Genomic DNA, 20,102 nt, shown 5'->3' on the forward strand with positions numbered 1-20,102 from the left:
AACGGCCCTTCGACAGGCTCAGGGAACGGCCCTTCGACAGGCTCAGGGAACGGCCCTTCGACAGGCTCAGGGAACGGCCCTTCGACAGGCTCAGGGAACGGCCCTTCGACAGGCTCAGGGAACGGCCCTTCGACAGGCTCAGGGAACGGCCCTTCGACAGGCTCAGGGAACGGGCGCCTACAGCTCCTTGACCGTGCCGCTCTTGATGTGCAGGCGGCGTTCTGCGCGCTTCGCGACCGCGGAGTCGTGCGTGACGATGATCAGGGTCAGCTGCTTCTCGCGCCAGATGCCCTCGAGCAGCTCCATGATCTCGTCGCGCGTCTCCTCGTCGAGGCTACCCGTGGGCTCGTCGGCCAGCAGCACCTCGGGGTTCTTCACGATCGCCCGGGCGATCGCGACGCGCTGTTGCTGACCGCCCGACAGTTCGGCGGGCAGGTGCAGCATGCGCTCTCCGAGACCCACCGACTCCAGCGCTGCCGATGCGCGCGAGGTGCGCTCGGCGTTGGAGAGCCCCAGGGGCGCGAGCGCGGTCTCGACGTTCTCCCGCGCGGAGAGGGTGGGAATCAGGTTGAACCCCTGGAACACGAAGCCGATCTCCTTGGCCCGGATGTGGGCCAGCTTCGCGTCTCCGAGCTTCGACAGCGTCGAGTCGCCGAGGGCCACCTCGCCCGATGTCGGTCGGTCGAGTGCGCCGAGCATCTGCAGCAGCGTCGACTTGCCACCGCCCGTCGGGCCCTGGATGGCGACCATCTGGTCGCTCGGAATGGTGAGGGTGACGCCCTTGAGGGCGGTGACGGTGTGCTTCGACTTCGTGTAGCTCTTCGTGACGTCGGTGAGTTGGTACATGTGTCGCTCCTTCGTGGATGCGCGAGTGGTGGCTGCGCGAGTGGGGATGTGCGGGTGGGTGGATGGATCAGGCGACGGCGCGCAGCGCCTCGGCCGGGCGGAGGCGCGATGCCCTCCAGCCGCCGATCGCCCCGGCGAGCAGTCCGCCGACCACGGCGAGTCCCACCGCGATCAGGATGACCGACACCGTCACGGGGGCGTTGAGCACCACGTCCGAGGTCGCCGCGGCCTGTGCCGCCTGACCGAAGCCGCCGCCGCCCATGCCGGGACCGCCGGCCGCCGCGCCATCCGGTGCCGCAAGCCCGCCGGCCGTCTGGGTCGACGCCGTCGCGCTGAGGGTCGGGGCCACGAGGTTCACCACGACCACGCCGACGAGTCCGATCGCGATGCCGGCGACGCCACCGATGAGCCCCTGCACGAGCGACTCCCCGGCGACCTGGCCGACGATGCGCCGGTTGCTCCAGCCGATGGCCTTCAGTGTTCCGAACTCGCGGGTGCGGCGCGTGACTCCCGAGATGGTGAACAGGATCGCGATCAGGAAGGCGGCGGCGAGCACGATGATCGACAGCCAGGTGCCGAGGTTGCCCACGAGGGTCGACGCCGTCGACAGCGAACCCGACACGCTCGACGCGAGGTCGGACTGGGTGCTGACCGTGTTGTCGGGCAGGGCCGTCTCGAGCGAGGTCTTGAGCGAGGCGATGTCGTCGGCCGAGGAGGCCTGCACGTAGATGCTCGAGATCTTGCCGTCTTCGCCGCTCAGGCTCTGCGCGACGTCGAGGGGGATGTACACGTTCGAGGCGGTCGACGCGTCGCCGCTCGACGACTCGACGAGGCCCACGATCTCGAACGACGTGCCGCCGATGTCGATCGTGCCGCCGACGGCGAGCTCGGCGGTCGTGGCGTAGGCGCTGTCGAGCACGGCCACGTTCGTGCCGGTGTCGCCGGATGCGAGGGTGCGGCCATCGGTCAGTGTCACGGCCGAGAGCGGGCCGACAGCGGATGCCGCGGGGTCGAGACCCAGCACCGTGAACGAATCGACGTTGAACGAGGAGCCGCCCGCGCCATCCGCGCCGCCGGTCGGGGCCGTGCCTTCTGCCGCCTCGCCCGGAGCGCCGCCGGTCTGACCCTGCTGCATCTGGCTGAAGTCGGGCAGCTCGCCGTCGAAGGTCGTGTTCGTGAGCGACAGGACGCCGGCGGCGTCCGAGACGCCGCTCTCCGCCGTGACGGTGTCGAGGGCCGTCGCGTCGAACGTCGACGTGCCCATGCCCGCAGTCAGTCGCGAGGTCGCGACGGCCGTCGTGCCGTCTGTCGTCGAGCCCGCGTCGGCGCCGAAGTCGAAGCGCTGGCCGGGCCCGTCGGTGCCGTCCTCGTCGGGGGCGGCCGCGGCCTTCGAGATGGTGATGTCCGTTCCGACTCCGTAGACGCTGCCGAGAACGGAGGTCTGGGCATCTTTGACGCCGGCCGCAACGGAGTTGACGATGATGACGAGGGCGATGGCGAGGGCCATGCCCACGGCGATGATGATGGTCTGCTTTCGTCTGTTGACGAGTTCTCGCCGGAGGTAGGTGATGAACATGGGGGCTCCTTGGGAAGGCGGTGTCGGTGCGGGTGGTCCGCGGTCACACGGTATGGACGCCACCCCGGCGAGGCTTATGACGAGGCTATGAATCGGACAAGAGGAGAGGGCTCGCGTGGTCCACAGCCGATCGCAGCCTGATTCATAGAATCCGCATAGGAACGGGGTCGATACTTGGGGCTTGTGACCGAGACCCACGCTTCCGCCTCCCGCCCCAAGATCACCCGGGCCGACGGCTCGCCCGTGCGAGCCCTCGTCGTCGACGACGAGGCCACGCTCACCGACCTGCTCCAGATGGCCCTGCGCTACGAGGGGTGGGAGATCCGCACGGCGGGCGACGGTCAGACCGCGCTGCGCATCGCCCGCGAATTCAAGCCCGACGTGATCGTGCTCGACATCATGCTGCCCGACATCGACGGCCTCGCCGTGCTGCAGCGCCTGCGCGCCGACGGGCAGGAGACGCCCGTGCTGTTCCTCACGGCCAAGGACGCGCTCGACGACCGCATCGCCGGCCTCACCGCGGGCGGCGACGACTATGTGACCAAGCCGTTCAGCCTCGAAGAACTGGTGGCCCGCCTGCGCGGGCTCATCCGTCGTTCGACCCTGACGCTCACCGACGCGTTCGACCCGGAGGTCTCGATCGGCGACCTCGTGCTGAACGAGGACAGCCACGAGGTGCACCGCGGCGGCGACCCGATCGAGCTCACGGCGACCGAGTTCGAACTGCTGAGGTTCCTGATGCGCAACCCCCGCCGTGTGCTGTCGAAGGCCCAGATCCTCGACCGGGTCTGGAGCTACGACTTCGGCGGCCGCTCCAGCGTGGTCGAGATCTACATCTCGTACCTGCGCAAGAAGGTGGATGCCGGACGCCCGCAGATGATCCACACCGTACGCGGCGCCGGCTACATCCTCAAAGCGGCCTGAGCGCCGTCCGGCCTGCACCCGTGCGATCCATGACCCTGCGCAATCGGCTCATCCTGAGCGTTCTCGCCCTGATCGCTCTTGTCGGGCTGATCATCGGCGTGGTCTCGTCGCTCGCCCTCAACGGGTTCCTCCTCGCACGGCTCGACACCCAGCTGCAGACGGCCACCAATAGGTCGCTCATGTCGATCGACGGGCCTCGGCCCGACTCCCCGAGCTCGGGCAGCACCGGATCCTCCGGAGATCCCGCCTTCGTGGGAGGCCCCGGCCAGGCCGCGGGAACCCTGGGCGGCTTCAGCCTCGGGGGAGTAGTGGACCGCGCCGCGATCGTCGACTCCGCCGGGGTGCTGCAGCAGCTCACGAGCGAGCAGCTCGACACCCTCTCCTCGCTCGCGGCGTCGGGCGAGCCCCAGACGGTGAACCTGGGCGGGTCGCTCGGCGACTACCGGGTGGCGTTCGACCTCTCCGACTCGGGCAACGGCATCGTCGTGGGTCTTCCCCTCGCCGACGTCACGGCGACGGTGACGCAGCTCGTGATCGTGACCGTTCTCGTGACGATCGGCGGCCTCGTGGTGGCCGCGCTTCTCGGAACCGTGCTCATCCGCCTGGCGCTGCGGCCGCTCGATCGCGTCGTCGCCACGGCGACCCGGGTGACCCGGTTGCAGCTCGACCGGGGCGATGTCGCGCTCGCCGAGCGGGTTCCGGATGCCGACACCGATCCGCGCACCGAGGTGGGCAGGGTGGGCGCCTCGCTCAACAAGCTGCTCGGACACGTGGCCTCCGCCCTGACGTCGCGGCAGGCGAGCGAGAACAAGGTGCGCCAGTTCGTGGCCGACGCCAGCCATGAGCTGCGCACGCCCCTCGCCTCGATCCGCGGCTATGCGGAGCTGACCCGGCGCGGCGACTTCGACCTGCCGCCCGACGTCACGCACTCCCTCGGACGCATCGAGTCAGAGGCCACGCGCATGACGAGCCTCGTCGAGGATCTGCTGCTGCTCGCCCGACTCGACGAGGGCCCCTCGATCGAGACGGCTCCGGTCGACCTCACCCGTGTGCTCGTCGACGCCGTGAGCGATGCCCATGTCGCAGCCGGCGACCACGAGTGGGTGCTCGATCTTCCCGAGGAGCCCATCGAGGTCTCGGGCGACGGGCCCCGGCTGTACCAGGTGGCGTCGAACCTGCTCGCGAACGCACGAGTGCACACGCCCGCCGGCACCGAGGTGACCGTGGCGCTCGCGTCGGGGGTCGACGCATCCGGGGTTCCGAGTGCGATCATCACCGTGTCCGACGACGGTCCCGGCATCGATCCCGTGCTGGTCGAGACCCTGTTCGAGCGATTCGTGCGCGGCGACGTGTCGAGGTTCCGCCAGGCGGGCTCGACCTCCACCGGGCTCGGTCTCGCCATCGTGCGGGCCGTGGTGGATGCACACGGCGGCAGCGTCTCGGTCGAGTCGCGTCCCGGCGCCACCGCGTTCCGCATCACGCTGCCGAAGCGAGCGGTGGGCGCGGCCGCTCGCTGACTCAGCCTGCGGCAGCGGCGCTCGCCGCATCGCGGAGCTGGGCGAAGCGGCTCTCGGCCGTGTCCGCGGTCGTCGACACCACCGTGACGAACGCGCTGTCGCCGGGCGGCGCGGCAGTGCCGCCCGAGTAGGCCGTCAGCCAGCCGTCGAGAGCGGCCTGACCCGCTTCGAATTCGGCGTCGGCCTTCTCGAGCCAGGCGCTGTACTCGGGCAGGGGAACGCTGGAGTTCAACGGCGTCTCCTTGGCGAACCGGGCCGCCGACTCGGTGTCGACCGCGGAGCGCTGCGACCAGAGATCGGCCGCGAGAACGCAGTAGTCGGCGAGGGCGGTCACGGGGCAGTGATCGGAGTAGAACGCGGCGGCGTCGTCGTCGAAGCGGGTGTTCACCGCGCTGTTCGCCGCACCGTAGCTCTCGCGCGCCGGGCTCGCGAGTGGCTGACAGGGTGCATCGCCCGAGCAGGCGAACTCGACCGTGCCGCTGGTGGTGGCGACCTGCTCGGACTGCCCGGGCGGAACCATCAGCGGTGTGGCGGTGGCGGCCGTCTCGGATGCGCGTGCGTCGGCGATCGGCCGGAGTCGCGTGAGCGAATCGCAGAGGGTGTCGAGGGTCTCGAGCTGGGTTCTGCCGTCGGAGAGCAGCTCGTTCGCCGCTGCGGCCAGGGGCGCGATCGATTCGGCCGCCTCGTCGACGCGGGCGTTCACGGATTCGTCGGTCGAACGCTGGGCAGGCGACGGAGTCGTCGGAGGCGGTACGTCGGCGAGAGCATCGAACCGGCTCCGCGTCCCGTCGAGGGCGGCGCACTGCTCCGCCAGAGCGTCGTAGGCACGCGGGGTCTGCGAGAACTCGTCGTACTTCGTCTCGAGCGTGATGCCGATCGAGGTCACGCCGAGCCCGGCGATCGCCTCCGCCGACCAGCTGCTGCGGAACTCGTTCACAGCCGTCACGTAGGCCTTGGATCGGGAATCGGGATCGGATGCGGGCCGATCGTCCGATCCGCCCGACCCGGTGGCAGCGACGATCAGTGAGGTTCCCCCGGCGACAAGCGTGAGCCAGAAGGCGACGCTGAGGGCCACCCGGAAGGCGCGTCGGTGGCGACGCGGGGCGACGGGCTTGTCGAACGGCACCGTCGTTGCGCGTTTGAGGCGGGCACCCGAACTCGGGCCGGACGGCACGAGCTCGGGCATGTCGGGCGTGCTTCCCGGCGCGAGGTGGTGGCTCGCGCCGACCGTCGGAAACCGCGCGTCGTTCTTGGCCATCTGTTCTCCGGGTGCGTGAGTCGGCGGTGCATCATCGACAGAACCCGCCCCCTGTGGGCCCTGTGAGCTATAGTACTGATGCTGGGGGAAAAGAAACGTTCTCGTAACCGAATTGGATTTCCCGCACAGTGAGTACTAGTTCACTCCGTCGCCGCATGGTCGACCGTCCCACCGCCGCGACGCGTGCTGCGGCTCTCGTGGCCGCCGCAGCGGCCCTCGTCGCTGGCCTCGTCTCTGCCGACCCGCTGAGCGCACCGCTCGCGGCATCCGCCGCTGAGGCCGCTCCGGGCGTCCTCACGATCAGTGCGTCATCCCTCAGCGTCGCACAGGGAGACCGGGCCTTCATCAGCGTCCACCGCAGCGGCGGCGCAGACGGGGTCGTCGGCGTCGATGTCGACTCGCAGGTGCTGCCCGCCGAGCTCGCTGCTGTGATCGCCCCCATCGACACCCAGGTCACCTTCCTCGACCACGACACCGCCGACAAGGTGATTCCGATCGTCTTTCTCGGCGACGCGCCGGGTGATCTGCCCGTCGGCGGCGATGTGCCATCGGGCGGCGATGTGCCGCCGAGTGATCCGACGGATGCGCCGGGTCTCGGGGGTGGATCGGCGAGGGCAGCGACGTCGGTCTCCACAGACCACGCGGTCTCGCGGGCGATCGCTGCGGCCGAGGCGGGCAGTGCTCCGTTCACCGTCTCGCTGTCGGCTCCCACGGGCGGCGGCGTTCTCGGCACCCCGTCGACCGTCTCCGTCCTGGTCGCCACGCCGCCCACGACGACGCCGGTCGACGGCGGGTCGGATTCCGGGGGATCGGGCACAGGAGGAACGACCACGCCGGGCTCCACCGCGCCGGGTTCCAGCACCAGGAACAGCACGGGAACGACCAGTCCCGTCGGCGGCGATCGTTCTCTGGCCGATACGGGGGCCCACGCGATGCTGCCCTTCATCGGGGCGACTCTGGCCGCCATCCTGGGTCTCGCCGCCGTGCTGTTCGTGCGCCGACGCCGCAGGCCCGAATCGACCTGAGTCGCACAGACGCGGCGGGCGGCCAGAATGGAGGGCATGGCCTTCCTGACCCTCCGCGCGGATCAGCGCGCCGACGTGCGCATTCTCGACCTCGACACGGGCGAGACGTCTGTCGTCTTCAGCTCGAGCTCGCTGTTCGTCGAGGCGCCGAACTGGCATCCCGGGGGCGAATGGCTCGTGCTCAACGTGGAGGGCGGTCTGGTGCGCCTGCGCGCAGACGGGTCACCGGCGCTCGAGCCGATGCACGTGCCCGCACCGCTCGTGCTGAACAACGATCACGTGATCTCGCCCGACGGGCACCACCTTCTGGTCTCCGCCCGCGACGGCCGGCTGTACCGGCTTCCGTGGGGCGGCGGTGCCGCGACGCCGGTGACCGAGCTGCCCGACCCGGCGTTGCGGTTCAAGTACTACCTGCACGGGGTCTCCTCCGACGGCCTGACGCTCGCCGCCATCGGGGGCGGCCTCGACGCATCCGGCGACTGGGTGACCAACGTCTACACGCTGCCGGCCTCGGGCGGGCCGCACACGCAGCTCACCGACGACGCGTTCGCCGACGACGGGGCCGACTTCTCGGCCGACGGCGAGTGGATCTGGTTCAACTCCGAGCGGGCCGGCGAGTACCCGGGCCATGCGCAGCTGTTCCGCATGCGCACCGACGGCACGGAGCTCACGCGGGTCACGCACGATGATCGAGTGAACTGGTTCCCGCATCCCTCGCCGGACGGGCGGCACGTGCTCTACCTCAGCTACCCGGTCGGGACGACGGGCCATCCGCCGAACCTCGAGGTCGAGCTGAAACTCATCGAGCTCGCGTCGGGAACGGTGACCACGATCGACTCGTTCCTGGGCGGGCAGGGCACGACGAACGTGCCCGGCTGGTCACCGGATGGCCGCCGCGTCGCCTACGTCGCCTATCCGACGACGGAGGGCGCGAGCGGCGACCTGCGCCCGGCGCATCAGCGATAGGAACCGATGGCGCCGACCGCTCCGAGGAAGAGCGCCCCGAAGAAGAACAGGGCGGCGAGCAGGTAGCCCGCGAGGCCGATGTAGCCGAGGATGAGGCCGGCGATCGTGATGCCGCGACCGTCGTCGCCCGTGCGCTTGATCTGCGCCAGTGCGATGTGCCCGGTGACCACCGGAACGATCGCGAACCCGAGCACTCCGAGGACCAGGGTGATGATGCCCAGCACGTTGGTCGGCCGCACGGGCTGGTAGCCGTACTGCGGGGATGCCGGGGTGGCCGGCTGGGCGGGGGCCGTCGGCGGGGTGCCGGGCAGCGGTGTGGTGGCCGTGAGGTCGGGGGTGATCGTCGCCGTATCGGTCGTGTCGGTCGTGTCGGGCGTGTTCGGGGTGTCTGGGGTGAGTGTCGAAGTTGTCATGCTTCAACGCTACGAACGGGGCCGCTGCCGGGCATCGGACCCGGGACGTGTTCTCGTAGTACCACGGCATGATCCGGCGCCGCACTTGCATGGCTCCGGCGCATAACGTACAGTGAACGAAGCCAAAGACCGCCGGTTATCGCCGTGCCCGCATTCGACTCGCTCGAACGCAGACGCTGTGATCGAAGGTTCACGTCCGTGAAGACCTGCGCAGGAACAGTCAGTAAACGCACACTCGTGTGCATTCGCTCCGGCCTCCTGCGCCGGAGCTTTTTTTGTGGGGTGAGCCTGGGGCTACCGGCATTGAAACCACAAGGAGCGCCATGGCGAACAAGGAAGCCTCGGTTGCCGAACTCACGGAACTTTTCCAGAGCTCGACCGCCGTTCTGCTGACCGAGTACCGCGGTCTCACGGTCGCCCAGCTGAAGACGCTGCGCGGCACCCTTCGTGAGCACGCAAGCTACGCCGTGGTAAAGAACACGCTGACCAAGATTGCGGCCAACAACGCCGGCATCTCGTCGTTCGACGACGAACTCGCCGGCCCGTCCGCCATCGCATTCGTTCACGGTGACCCTGTCGCCGTCGCGAAGTCCCTGCGCGACTTTGCCAAGGCAAACCCTCTTCTCGTTGTGAAGGGCGGTTACTTCGACGGTAACCCCCTGAGCGCCGAAGAGGTCTCGAAGCTCGCCGACCTCGAATCCCGGGAGGTGCTGCTTGCGAAGCTCGCAGGCGCCTTCAAGGCCTCGCTGTTCGGTGCCGCATACCTCTTCAACGCACCGCTGTCGAAGGCCGTTCGCACGGTCGATGCGCTGCGCGAGAAGCAGTCAAGTAACTAACACCCTTCAACAAACCGTTCCCTGAGCGTTATGCGCAGGTAACACCAAACCGTTCCCTGAGCTTGTCGAAGGGGAAACAAGGAGAAAATCATGGCAAAGCTGTCAACTGCAGAGCTGCTCGACGCGTTCAAGGAGCTCACGCTCATTGAGCTGAGCGAGTTCGTCAAGGCGTTCGAGGAGACCTTCGAGGTCACCGCTGCTGCCCCCGTCGCGGTCGCCGCGGCCGGTGGCGCTGCCGCCGCAACCGAAGAGGTCGAGGAGAAGGATTCCTTCGACGTCGTCCTCGAGGCTGCCGGCGAGAAGAAGATCCAGGTCATCAAGGAGGTGCGCGCCCTCACGAGCCTCGGTCTCGGAGAGGCGAAAGCACTCGTTGACGGCGCTCCCAAGGCCGTCCTCGAGGGCGCCAACAAGGAGACCGCCGAGAAGGCCAAGGCTCAGCTCGAAGAGGCTGGCGCAACCGTCACCCTCAAGTAGTCTGCGCTCCGGCTTCGGAGCACACTACTGAATCGGAAGGCCCCCGCACTGAAGGTGCGGGGGCCTTTCGTGTTCCCGAAAACACTGTGTTCCCAGCCGTCATGTGTACCCTGAAGATCAGCGCGGGAGAGGAGCGATCATGGCCACGGTCTACGACGACGTTCCCCCGCGGGTGCACGATGCCCCGCCCCCGCGCGACAGACGCTCCTCCTTCGGCCCCACGGCGCGCCCCGGCGTGCGCGCCTCGGCTGCCCGGGTCGTCGGCACCGTCAAAGCCGTAGCCCCTCCCGTCGCGAGCGGTGCTGCCCAACTCGGGGTGCTCACGGCCCAGGTCATCGCAACCGGCGCCGCTCTCTCGGTAGCCGCCACGATCCTCCTGCTCGGTTCGGGCTACGCCGATGGCGGGGTCGGGCCGTTTCTGCTCTGCCTGCTCGCCGCGGTCGTCGCCTCGGCGATCTCCACCGTCTTCGTCGTGGTGCTCGGAGTTCCGCTCCGATTTACACGCCGCGCCCGGCTCTGGTGGATCCGCAATGGAGAGGTCGCCCTGGCCGGCACCCTGGTCGGTGCGGGTCTTCTCATCGCGTCGGCCATTCTCGGCGGAGGGGGAGCGCCGAACGGCTGGCTGCTGGTTCCGGGATGGCTGCTCCTCGCCTTCTCGCTCGCGCACACCTGGTGGCCGGATCGCTGGCGCCCCGAACGCCTGCGCACCAAGCGGCCCGAGCCGCGCGTGCGGGTAGCCGGTCACGCGCCGGGCGACCGTCGCCGTCGGGCGCGAGCCGCTGTCGAGGAGTTCCTGGCCGCCTCGGGCCGCGCCTTCCGAGGAGAACGCGACTAGTCGCATCCGGCCCAGGGGTGGGGCAACCCGCGCGGAGGGGCGTCAGCGCTGGGCGCCCGCTCTCGGGGCCGACGTGCTCGAGCGCATCACGAGCTGGGCGGGCACCATCGTGTGGATGCTCGGCGGAGTCCACCCGGAGGTCTCGAGCTGGCGGATGACGAGGTCGACCGCCTGCTCGCCCTGCTTCGCAGGATTCTGCGCGATCGAGGTGAGGCCGAAGAGCTCGGCCAGTGGATGGTTGTCGATTCCGATCACCGAGAGGTCGTCCGGCACGGAGATGCCGAGCTCTCGGGCCGCCAGAATGACCCCGATCGCGACCTCGTCGGCAGCGGCGAAGATCGCGGTGGGCCGTCGTCGGGGGTCACCCAGGATCTGCTTCGCCACCGCGTAGCCTCCGGGGATGTCGAAGTGGGTCGCCATGTACGACTCGTCGCTGAACGGCAGGCCCGCGGCTCCGAGCGCATCTCGGAAACCCTGCAGGCGCTTGGAGTGCACGTGGAAGTCCATGAGCTCGGCCGAGTCGCCGCCGACGTGCATGATGTTGGTGTGCCCGAGGGCGATGAGATGCTCGGTCGCGAGCCTCGCCGCAGCGATGTCGTCGATGCTCAGAGTGGGGATCCCCGCGAGCGGTCCGCCGATTCCGGCGATGGGTTTGCCGAGCGCGAGGAGCGAGGTGGCCTCGTCGGGTGAGATCTCGAGGGTCACGGCGATGATCGCGTCGACGCGCTTGCGCACGAGGAAGTACTCGAAGACCCGGCTGCGGGCCTCGGTGTTCTTCGTGAGGTTGTAGAGCATGAGGTCGTAGCCGCGATCGAGGAGCGCGCGCTCGACGCCCTCGATGATGCTGCCGAAGAACCACTGATTGATCACGGGGATGATGACGCCCACGTTGTTGGTGCGACCCGTGACGAGGCTCGAGGCATTCGACGACACCACATAGCCGAGCTCGTTGGCCGCGGTCTCCACCCTGTTGCGGGTGACGGTCGACACGTATCCCCGACCGCTCAGCGCGCGCGAGACAGTGGCTTTCGATACCCCCGCTCGAAGCGCGACGTCTTCGATGCCCGACATTCCTGGCCGACCTCCTCGTCTGCAACCGCTTCCAGAATCGTAACGTCTCCGTCACAATTCCGCTGCCAACCATAGTGGCGTCCCCGAAAATCCGCGGAACTCTGAGAGCGCTCTCGGTATCGAATCGTTACGGAATTTTTGCCTGCCGAGGGAGAGCTTGTGATTTATTAGGACTTATGGAAAGGTTTTCCTACCTGCCCTCCCCGCGGCCTGTTCGCGCGGTTGGGCCGTCCTAGTCCGGTCACTCAACCGGCAGGCAGATCGGCAGTCCTGACGATCTGTTCTCGACTCAATGAGGAGGAGAAATGCGGGTTTCCCTGCATCGCCGTATCACAGCACCCATCGCCATCGCGACAATCGTCGGACTCGCACTCGTCGGCTGCGCCGAAGAAAGCGGCACCGACTCCGGTTCGACCGAGGGCCAGACCGTCAAGATCTCCGGTGGCATCACCGGCACCGAGGCCGACGCGCTGAACAAGTCGTTCGACGAGTTCACCAAAGACACCGGCATCAAGGTCGAGTACACGGGTGACAAGAGCTTCGAGGGCAACATCGTGACGAAGGTCACGGGTGGTTCCGCCCCCGACATCGCCATCGTTCCCCAGCCGGGTCTGCTCAAGACCCTCGTCGACACGGGCGAGGTGAAGGAGGCCGGAGAAGAGACCGAGGCCAACGTCGACAAGAACTGGTCGCCCGACTGGAAGAAGTACGGCACCTTCGACGACAAGTTCTACGCCGCCCCCATGCTCGCCAGCATCAAGGGCTACGTCTGGTACTCGCCGGCCCAGTTCAAGGAGTGGGGCATCACGGTTCCCACGACGTGGGACGAGGTCCTCACCATGACGCAGACCATCCGCGACAAGACGGGTGCCGCCCCGTGGTGTGCTGGCTTCGCCTCCGACGCCGCTTCGGGATGGCCCGGAACCGACTGGATCGAGGACCTCGTGCTCCGCCAGTCCGGTCCCGATGTCTACGACAGCTGGGTCGCCGGTGACGTCAAGTTCACCGACCCCGAGATCAAGGACGCGTTCGACGCCGTCGGCCAGATCCTGCTGAACCCGGACTACGTGAACGCCGGCTATGGCGACGTCAAGAGCATCAACTCCACCGCGTTCGGTGACGTCGCGGCCAAGGTCGCCGATGGCTCCTGCCCGCTGACCCACCAGGCATCGTTCCTGTCGGCGAACTTCCTCGACGTCAAGACCGCTGCGGGTGAGACCCCCACGGTCGGCCCCGACGGAGACGTCTACGGCTTCGTGCTCCCCGGCATCAAGGCCGACGCGGCCAACATCGAGGTCGGCGGCGAGTTCGTCACCCCGTTCACCGACTCCGAGGCAGTCCAGAAGGTCACGGCCTACATGGCGACCCCCGAGTGGGCTGACATTCGCGTCGGTCTCGGCGGAAGCATCTCGGCCAACCTGAACGCCGACCCCTCCAAGGCATCCAGCCCGCTTCTGCAGGACGCCATGAAGCTCCTCCAGGACCCGAACACCACCGTTCGTTTCGATGGCTCAGACCTGATGCCGTCGACCGTCGGTGCCGGTTCGTTCTGGAAGGGCATGGTCAGCTGGATCGATGGCAAGGACACCGACACGGTGCTCAGCGACATCCAGGCCGGCTACGACAACTAACGCATAACCACCTGTCGGGCACTCGTGCCCGGCGCCCAGTGGGGGCCGCTCTTGCAACGGGGCGGCCCCCACTCTCGGCCCCGCAGATCGCATTCAACGCGCTGGCTCATTAAGCGCTACTGTTGGCCAATCCAAGAGTCCACCGTTGTACTCGAAAGGGTATTCATGTCCGACACACGAACGAAGACGCCTCCGGTGTCGCAAGTACCTCCGGAGCCGCACGACTCCCCGAAGCGGCCGCCGTCGGCCCGCACGACCAGGCTGGTCGTCGCCGGGGCCGCGGTCATCCTGGCCGTCGTCTTCATCCTGCTGATCACCTCGCCTCCGAACGATGACGCCAAGCCCGTCTCGCTCGGCTTCTCGCTGAACAGCCTCTTCCGATGGATGGGCAACCTGAACCCCCTGGTTCAGATTCCGATCATCATCGTGATCTTCGGCCTCGTGATCGCGCTGATCCTCGTTCTCATCGAGTACGCGCCTCGATCGGGCAACTTCTACTTCTGGCTGCGGCTCGCCGCGTGCTTCGTGATTCCCGTTCTCGCGTTCATGCTGCTGCGCCCGTACCAGAACGCCCTGATCTGGGTCCTCGCCATCGCGCTCGTCGTCGGCGCCCTGCTCTTCTTCGCCGACTACCGGTCGAGGCAGGGAGCGGGCTACCTCTTCCAGCTCGTGACGTTCATGGCGCCGGCAGTGCTGCTGCTCGCCATCGGACTCATCTACCCGACGGTCGCGACGATCTACCAGTCGTTCTTCGACAAGACCACGACCACCTTCGTCGGACTCGACAACTACTTCTGGGTCTTCACCAACCCCGAGGGATTCTGGTCGGTCGTCAACACCCTCATCTGGGTGCTCGTCGCTCCGGTGTTCTCCACGATCATCGGCCTCGCGTACGCCGTGTTCATCGACAAGGCCCGCGGCGAGAAGTACCTGAAGTCGCTGGTGTTCATGCCGATGGCCATCTCGTTCGTCGGTGCCGGAATCATCTGGAAGTTCATCTACGACAACAGGCAGGGCGAGCAGGTCGGTCTGCTCAACGCCATCGTCACCGCGTTCGGCGGCCAGCCCGTCTCGTGGCTCGATGCGCAGCCGCTGATCAACACGCTCCTTCTTCTCGTCGTCTTCATCTGGACGCAGACCGGTTTCGCCATGGTGATCCTGTCGGCCGCCATCAAGGGAGTTCCGACCGAGCAGATGGAGGCCGCCGAACTCGACGGCACCAACGCCTGGCAGCGCTTCCGCAACGTCACCGTTCCCGGCATCCGTTCCTCCCTGATCGTCGTTCTGACGACGATCGCCATCGGCTCCCTCAAGGTGTACGACATCGTCGCCGTGATGACCGGTGGTCGCGCCAACACGACCGTTCTCGGCTTCGAGATGGTCAACCAGCAGCAGCGTTTCCAGAGCTACGGACACTCGGCGGCCCTCGCCGTCGTCCTGTTCCTGTTCGTGCTGCCGCTGATCATCTACAACGCAAACCAGATGAGGAAGCAGAGGGAGATCCGATGACCGCCGACACTCTCGTCGACACACGCACGAAGCGTCAGGTCGCCCGGCAGACCCAGAAGAGCGAGAAGATGGCGCAGAAGCGCCTCACCTCGAAGGGCGCGACGATCGCCGCGATCATCATCGCGGTCATCTGGACCATCCCGACCTTCGGCCTCTTCGTCACATCGTTCCGACCCGGTGCCGACACGCAGTCGACCGGCTGGTGGACCGTCTTCGTCAACCCGTCGTTCACGCTCGACAACTATTCGCAGGCGCTGAACTCGGGCGGCACGGCGCTCACCCTGGGCCAGTCGTTCATCAACTCGCTCGGCATCACCATCCCCGCCACCGTGTTCCCGCTCGTCATCGCCTCGCTCGCGGCCTATGCCTTCGCCTGGATCGATTTCAAGTTCAAGAACATCGTGTTCGTGGGTGTCTTCGCGTTGCAGATCGTGCCCATCCAGATGGCGCTCGTTCCCCTGCTGAGCCTCTTCTCGAAGGGCCTCACCGTCAACGGCGTCGGCATCTTCCCGGGGTTCGAGCTGCGTGACGCGGAGCACAGCTTCGCCACGGTGTGGATCGCCCACGCGATCTTCGCCCTGCCGCTGGCCATCTTCATGCTGCACAACTTCATCTCGGAGATTCCGGGCGAGGTGATCGAGGCCGCGCGCGTCGACGGAGCCGGACACGGACAGATCTTCTTCCGTATCGTGCTTCCCCTGGCCACGCCGGCCATCGCGTCGTTCGCCATCTTCCAGTTCCTCTGGGTGTGGAACGACCTGCTGGTCGCGACGATCTTCGCGCCGTCGACCTCGCTGCCGCTCACGCAGACGCTCAACTCGCTGTCGGGCACCTGGGGCAACCAGTGGTTCCTGCAGTCGGCCGGTGCGTTCATCTCGATCATCGTGCCGCTCATCGTGTTCTTCTCGCTGCAGCGCTTCTTCGTTCGAGGCCTGCTCGCCGGAGCCACGAAGGGCTGACCGAAGCGGCACACTGCCCTTCGACGGGCTCAGGGAACGCATCGTGCCCTGAGCCCGTCGAAGGGCTTCGTTCGTTGTACGGCGGGTAGGTTGAACAGATGAGTATGCGAGGGGGCGGCGGCGGCCGCCGAGGCGGAGTCAGCGCGGGCGACGCAGACCTCCAGAAGGAGCTGAACAAGGACGCCCCGAAGATCGACCATCTGCTGAGTCGCATCCTCTCGCTGTTCTCGCCCTACCGTCGACCGATCATCGGCACCATCGTTCTCGTGCTTCTCGGTGCGGGCCTCACGGTGATCCCTCCTCTTCTCACTCAGCGTGCCTTCGACGACGGGCTCTTCCCGTCGACAGGCGCAGGGAGCGATACGGGAGACGCCGGCTCCGTCATCCAGGGCCCCAACCTGCCGGTGCTGATCGAGATCGTCGTGCTGATGATCGTGATCTATGTCGTGTCGAGCCTGTTGAGCGTCTGGCAGACCTATCTCACCGCGAAGGTCGGCAACAGTGTGATGGGCGCGCTCCGTGTGCGCCTGTTCACGCACCTCGAGGCGATGGAGCTGAGCTTCTTCACCAAGACGAAGACGGGCGTCATCCAGTCGCGCCTGCAGAACGACGTGGGCGGCGTGGCCAACGTCCTCACGAACACGATCTCGTCGATCCTCGGCAACACGGTCACGCTCATCGCGGCCGTCGTCGCCATGATCCTGCTGAACTGGCAGCTCACGATCGTGGCTCTGGTGCTCATGCCCATCCTGGTGCTCGCGCAGCGCCGGGTCGGCCAGGTGCGTGCCCGGATCGCGACGAAGACGCAGGAGTCGCTGTCGGACATGACGGCGATCACCCAGGAGACGCTGAGCGTCTCGGGCATCCTGCTGTCGAAGAGCTTCAACCGCCAGCAGACCGAGATCCGCCGCTACGCCGACGAGAATGCCACGCAGGTGCGGCTGCAGGTCAGCCAGCAGATGAGCGGCCAGTGGTTCTTCGCGATGGTCAACATCTTCCTGTCGGCCGTTCCCGCCATCGTGTACCTCGTGGCCGGCTGGCTGCTTGTCGGCGGGGCACCCGACATCACGGCGGGCACGATCGTCGCCTTCACGACCGTGCAGGCCAGGCTGCTGTTCCCTCTGCTCGGGCTCATGCGCGTCGCGCTCGACCTGCAGACCTCGAGCGCCCTCTTCGCGCGCATCTTCGAGTACCTCGATCTGAAGCCGGCCATCGCCGACGCACCCGACGCGCGGTCGGTCGAGCAGGCATCCCTCGGTCGGGTCGAGTTCGACGATGTCGTCTTCCGCTACCCGGATGCCGAGACCGACTCGCGCCCGACCCTCAACGGGGTCTCGTTCGTGATCGAGCCCGGCCAGTTCGCCGCGTTCGTGGGGCCGTCGGGGGCGGGCAAGACGACCGTGTCGTACCTCGTGCCGCGCTTCTACGAGGCGACCGACGGCACGGTGCGCTTCGCCGGCACCGACGTGCGCGAGCTGAGCCAGGACTCGCTCGTGGCGAATCTGGGGATCGTCAGCCAGGAGACGTACCTCTTTCACGCCACGATCGGCGAGAACCTGCGCTACGCGAAGCCGGATGCGACGCAGGCCGAGATCGAGGATGCGGCGCGGCAGGCGAACATCCACGACCGCGTCATGAGCTTTCCCGCCGGGTACGACACCGTGGTGGGGGAGCGCGGCTATCGGCTGTCGGGTGGCGAGAAGCAGCGCATCGCGATCGCGCGGGTGCTTCTCAAGGACCCGGCGGTGCTCATCCTCGACGAGGCCACCAGCGCGCTCGACACCATCTCGGAACGGGTCGTGCAGGCGGCGCTCGACACGGCATCCCGCGGCCGCACGACGATCGCGATCGCGCATCGTCTGTCGACGGTGCTGTCGGCGGATGTGATCTTCGTCATCGACAACGGGGAGGTCGTCGAGCGCGGGACGCACCAGGAGCTCATCGACGCCGACGGGGTCTACTCGACGCTTTACTCTCAACAACGCGAAAATTCGTCATGAAAAGTGACGGGTGTGACTAGAGTTGCACCCAGGGGGCGGCGGTTCGGTGGCGGCTCGGGGAATCGAATCGGGGCGCGATGTCAGGGGATAACTCTCTTTCGAACAGCCGGAGGCGAGCCACGCGGCTCGGCTCGTCGGCGGGAACGCTGGTGCGGCGCGGCCTGAGCATCCAGTCGAAACTGTTGATCATGCTGCTCGGAGTGAGCATCGGGTCGACCCTGATCGTCGGCTACATCGGCTATACCTCCGGCACCGACAGTCTTCGCCAGGCCGAGTTCGACCGCATGACGAACCTTCGCGAGGCGAAGTCGGACGCGATCGAGACGCTCTTCACCACCATCGAGACGGGGCTGGTGCTCGACTCGGTCGGAGCTACGGCCAACCAGGCCGCGACGGCCTACACGTCGGCCTTCGCCGAGCTGCAGGCGCAGCCCACCGACCCCGCGCAGACGACGGCCGTCGACTCGTACTACGACGACGTCTTCATCCCCGAGCTCAACGCCCGTTCGGGAACGACGAGCGTGTCGGACATCTTCGTGCCCCAGTCGAGCGCCGAGACCTATCTGCAGAACTTCTACACGGTGCCGCCCGCCGGTGATTTCGACGCGGCAGCCGAGGTCGACAACGCGGGGGACGGCAGCACCTGGTCGGCGGTCAACGACCAGTACAACCCCTACTTCCGCGAGATGGCCCAGAGGAACAAGTACGAGGATGCGCTCATCCTCGACACGCAGGGCAACATCGTCTACTCGGTCTACAAGGGAGTGGACCTCGGCTCGAACGTGAACACGGGGCCGTACAAGGGGACTGCTCTGGCCGGTGCCTACACCGACGCCCTGAACTCCAACGTGGTCGACTACGTGCAGATCACCGACTTCGAGCGCTACCAGCCGAGTCTCGGGGTGCCCACCGCCTGGGGCGTGTCTCCGATCGGGGTGGACGGAGACGTCGTCGGGGTGCTGGCCGTGCAGCTGCCGATCACCGCGATCAACGACGTGATGACCGGCGACCAGCAGTGGACGAAGGACGGACTCGGCGAGACCGGCGAGGCATACATCGTGGGGCCGGACGACACCATGCGCTCGGTGTCCCGTCTGCTGATCGACGACCCCGAGGCGTACAGGGAGCGGGCCATCTCGGGCGGACTGTCTCCCGCCGTCGCCCAGCGGATCATCGACGTGGGCGGAACAGTCGAGCTGCAGACCGTCGACACGGCCCCCGTGCGCGAGGCGCAGCAGGGCAAGACCGGCGTCATGGTGGCGCAGAGCTACCTCGACAGGGAGACGCTCGCCGCCTACGGGCCGCTCGACATCAAGGGCCAGCAGTGGGTGATCGTGGCGAGCATCACCGCGGCGGAGGCCTTCGCGCCGGTGGCCGACTTCACGCGCAACCTCGTGCTGTCGATCGCGGCGCTGCTGGTGGTCGTGGCTCTGCTCTCCCTCCTCCTCGCGCAAGTCTTCGCCCGTCCGGTGCGCCGGCTCGTGGGCGCCGTTCGACAGGTGGCCGGGGGAGACCTCGGCGTCGAGGTGGCGGCGAACACCCGTGACGAGTTCGGCGACCTCTCGATGGCGTTCAACGACATGAGTCGGAGCCTCCAGGTGAAGCAGGCGCTCATCGACGAGCAGCAGGCCGAGAACGACAAGATCCTGCACACGCTGATGCCCGAGTCGGTCGCGCGACGCTACCGCGACGGCGACGAGACGATCGCCGAGGACCACCAGGACGTATCGGTGCTGTTCGCCGACCTCGTGGGCTTCGACGACTTCGCGGCCGGGCTGGGAGCGGAGAAGGAGCTCGCCCTGCTCAACGACCTCGTGCGCCAGTTCGACGAGGCGGCACAGTCGAAGGGCATCGAGAAGGTGCGCACCCTGCGCGAGGGATACCTCGCCAGCTGCGGACTGATCGTCCCCCGGGTCGACAGTGCTCGTCGCACGGTGGACTTCGCGCTCGAGATGATCCGCATCGTCGAGCGGTTCAACGCCCAGCACGGGGCGGCCCTCTCGCTGCGGGCGGGCATCGACACCGGCACGGTCACCAGCGGACTCGTCGGCCGGTCGTCGATCGCGTACGACATGTGGGGAGACGCGGTGAGCATCGCCAACAGGGTGCAGGCGCTGGCAGGCAAACCCGGCGTGTTCATCAGCCAGCGGGTGCGCGACAAGGTGGGTGAGCTGCCGAACATGACCGAGGTGGGCACGATCGAGACGAAGGCCGGCCCGCAGTCGGTCTGGCAGATCTCGCAGCAGAGGGGATGACGACGCC

The 20,102-nt window shown here is 67.4% G+C and carries 18 protein-coding genes; 13 read left to right on the plus strand and 5 right to left on the minus strand.

The window, feature by feature from the left end; genetic code table 11:
* Positions 1 to 191: hypothetical protein (locus QCD70_RS02110; RefSeq protein WP_301213494.1), on the plus strand; the 191-nt coding region annotated here is incomplete at its 5' end.
* Here QCD70_RS02110 and QCD70_RS02115 read toward each other — a convergent pair.
* Positions 178 to 846, minus strand: coding sequence for an ABC transporter ATP-binding protein (locus QCD70_RS02115; protein ID WP_301213495.1), 669 nt, complete (start codon positions 844 to 846; stop codon positions 178 to 180). The two genes, QCD70_RS02110 and QCD70_RS02115, sit on opposite strands and share 14 nt — an antisense overlap.
* Before the next feature lie 67 nt (positions 847 to 913).
* Positions 914 to 2,422: an ABC transporter permease gene (locus tag QCD70_RS02120; protein ID WP_301213496.1), complete on the minus strand. Its 1,509-nt coding sequence runs from the start codon at positions 2,420 to 2,422 to the stop codon at positions 914 to 916.
* A gap of 183 nt (positions 2,423 to 2,605) precedes the next feature.
* Between QCD70_RS02120 and QCD70_RS02125 the strand changes: the two genes are divergently transcribed.
* A complete protein-coding gene (locus QCD70_RS02125; RefSeq protein WP_301213498.1) occupies positions 2,606 to 3,346 on the plus strand; it encodes a response regulator transcription factor in 741 nt (246 codons plus the stop codon).
* A gap of 29 nt (positions 3,347 to 3,375) precedes the next feature.
* Positions 3,376 to 4,863 carry a sensor histidine kinase gene (locus QCD70_RS02130; RefSeq protein ID WP_301213499.1) on the plus strand — a complete coding sequence of 496 codons (1,488 nt, stop codon included), beginning with the start codon at positions 3,376 to 3,378 and terminating at the stop codon, positions 4,861 to 4,863.
* A 1-nt stretch (position 4,864) separates the two neighbouring features.
* Here the strand turns inward: QCD70_RS02130 and QCD70_RS02135 are convergent, their stop codons facing one another.
* The gene (locus tag QCD70_RS02135; protein ID WP_301213500.1) at positions 4,865 to 6,121 is read right to left on the minus strand and encodes a hypothetical protein; all 1,257 of its coding nucleotides are present in this window, start codon (positions 6,119 to 6,121) and stop codon (positions 4,865 to 4,867) included.
* 128 nt (positions 6,122 to 6,249) lie between these two features.
* Between QCD70_RS02135 and QCD70_RS02140 the strand changes: the two genes are divergently transcribed.
* Both QCD70_RS02140 and QCD70_RS02145 read left to right on the plus strand, forming a co-directional pair.
* Positions 6,250 to 7,146 carry an LPXTG cell wall anchor domain-containing protein gene (locus tag QCD70_RS02140; RefSeq protein ID WP_301213501.1) on the plus strand — a complete coding sequence of 299 codons (897 nt, stop codon included), beginning with the start codon at positions 6,250 to 6,252 and terminating at the stop codon, positions 7,144 to 7,146.
* A 36-nt stretch (positions 7,147 to 7,182) separates the two neighbouring features.
* Positions 7,183 to 8,112, plus strand: coding sequence for a TolB family protein (locus QCD70_RS02145; protein WP_301213502.1), 930 nt, complete (start codon positions 7,183 to 7,185; stop codon positions 8,110 to 8,112).
* On the opposite strand, the gene QCD70_RS02150 is transcribed toward QCD70_RS02145, so the two are convergent.
* Positions 8,103 to 8,525: a DUF4190 domain-containing protein gene (locus tag QCD70_RS02150; RefSeq protein WP_301213503.1), complete on the minus strand. Its 423-nt coding sequence runs from the start codon at positions 8,523 to 8,525 to the stop codon at positions 8,103 to 8,105. The two genes, QCD70_RS02145 and QCD70_RS02150, sit on opposite strands and share 10 nt — an antisense overlap.
* 323 nt (positions 8,526 to 8,848) lie before the next feature.
* On the opposite strand from QCD70_RS02150, the gene rplJ reads away from it, so the two are divergent.
* The 3 genes from rplJ (at position 8,849) to QCD70_RS02165 (ending at position 10,670) form a co-directional block, all read left to right on the plus strand.
* Positions 8,849 to 9,361 carry a 50S ribosomal protein L10 gene (rplJ, locus tag QCD70_RS02155; RefSeq protein WP_055924194.1) on the plus strand — a complete coding sequence of 171 codons (513 nt, stop codon included), beginning with the start codon at positions 8,849 to 8,851 and terminating at the stop codon, positions 9,359 to 9,361.
* A gap of 90 nt (positions 9,362 to 9,451) precedes the next feature.
* Complete coding sequence (gene rplL / locus QCD70_RS02160; RefSeq protein WP_055924190.1) at positions 9,452 to 9,835, plus strand: 50S ribosomal protein L7/L12; 384 nt, start codon at positions 9,452 to 9,454, stop codon at positions 9,833 to 9,835.
* A gap of 139 nt (positions 9,836 to 9,974) precedes the next feature.
* The gene (locus QCD70_RS02165; RefSeq protein ID WP_301213504.1) at positions 9,975 to 10,670 is read left to right on the plus strand and encodes a hypothetical protein; all 696 of its coding nucleotides are present in this window, start codon (positions 9,975 to 9,977) and stop codon (positions 10,668 to 10,670) included.
* A gap of 42 nt (positions 10,671 to 10,712) precedes the next feature.
* Here the strand turns inward: QCD70_RS02165 and QCD70_RS02170 are convergent, their stop codons facing one another.
* Positions 10,713 to 11,741 (minus strand): LacI family DNA-binding transcriptional regulator, encoded by a 1,029-nt coding sequence (locus tag QCD70_RS02170; RefSeq protein ID WP_301213505.1) that lies wholly within the window; start codon positions 11,739 to 11,741, stop codon positions 10,713 to 10,715.
* A 305-nt stretch (positions 11,742 to 12,046) separates the two neighbouring features.
* Here QCD70_RS02170 and QCD70_RS02175 point away from each other — a divergent pair, with 305 nt between their 5' ends.
* The 5 genes from QCD70_RS02175 (at position 12,047) to QCD70_RS02195 (ending at position 20,095) form a co-directional block, all read left to right on the plus strand.
* Entirely contained in the window at positions 12,047 to 13,372 is a 1,326-nt protein-coding gene (locus tag QCD70_RS02175) for an ABC transporter substrate-binding protein (protein ID WP_301213506.1), read from the plus strand.
* A 165-nt stretch (positions 13,373 to 13,537) separates the two neighbouring features.
* The gene (locus QCD70_RS02180) at positions 13,538 to 14,881 is read left to right on the plus strand and encodes a carbohydrate ABC transporter permease (protein ID WP_301213507.1); all 1,344 of its coding nucleotides are present in this window, start codon (positions 13,538 to 13,540) and stop codon (positions 14,879 to 14,881) included.
* Complete coding sequence (locus QCD70_RS02185) at positions 14,878 to 15,840, plus strand: carbohydrate ABC transporter permease (protein WP_301213508.1); 963 nt, start codon at positions 14,878 to 14,880, stop codon at positions 15,838 to 15,840. Before QCD70_RS02180 ends, QCD70_RS02185 begins: the two co-directional genes overlap by 4 nt.
* 104 nt (positions 15,841 to 15,944) lie before the next feature.
* A complete protein-coding gene (locus QCD70_RS02190) occupies positions 15,945 to 17,840 on the plus strand; it encodes an ABC transporter ATP-binding protein (RefSeq protein ID WP_441004907.1) in 1,896 nt (631 codons plus the stop codon).
* Between the two features lie 77 nt (positions 17,841 to 17,917).
* A complete protein-coding gene (locus tag QCD70_RS02195) occupies positions 17,918 to 20,095 on the plus strand; it encodes an adenylate/guanylate cyclase domain-containing protein (RefSeq protein ID WP_301213511.1) in 2,178 nt (725 codons plus the stop codon).
* The last annotated feature ends 7 nt before the right edge of the window (positions 20,096 to 20,102 follow it).

Source organism: Agreia sp. PsM10 (assembly GCF_030433855.1).
In the GTDB taxonomy this organism is placed as follows: Bacteria; Actinomycetota; Actinomycetes; order Actinomycetales; family Microbacteriaceae; genus Agreia.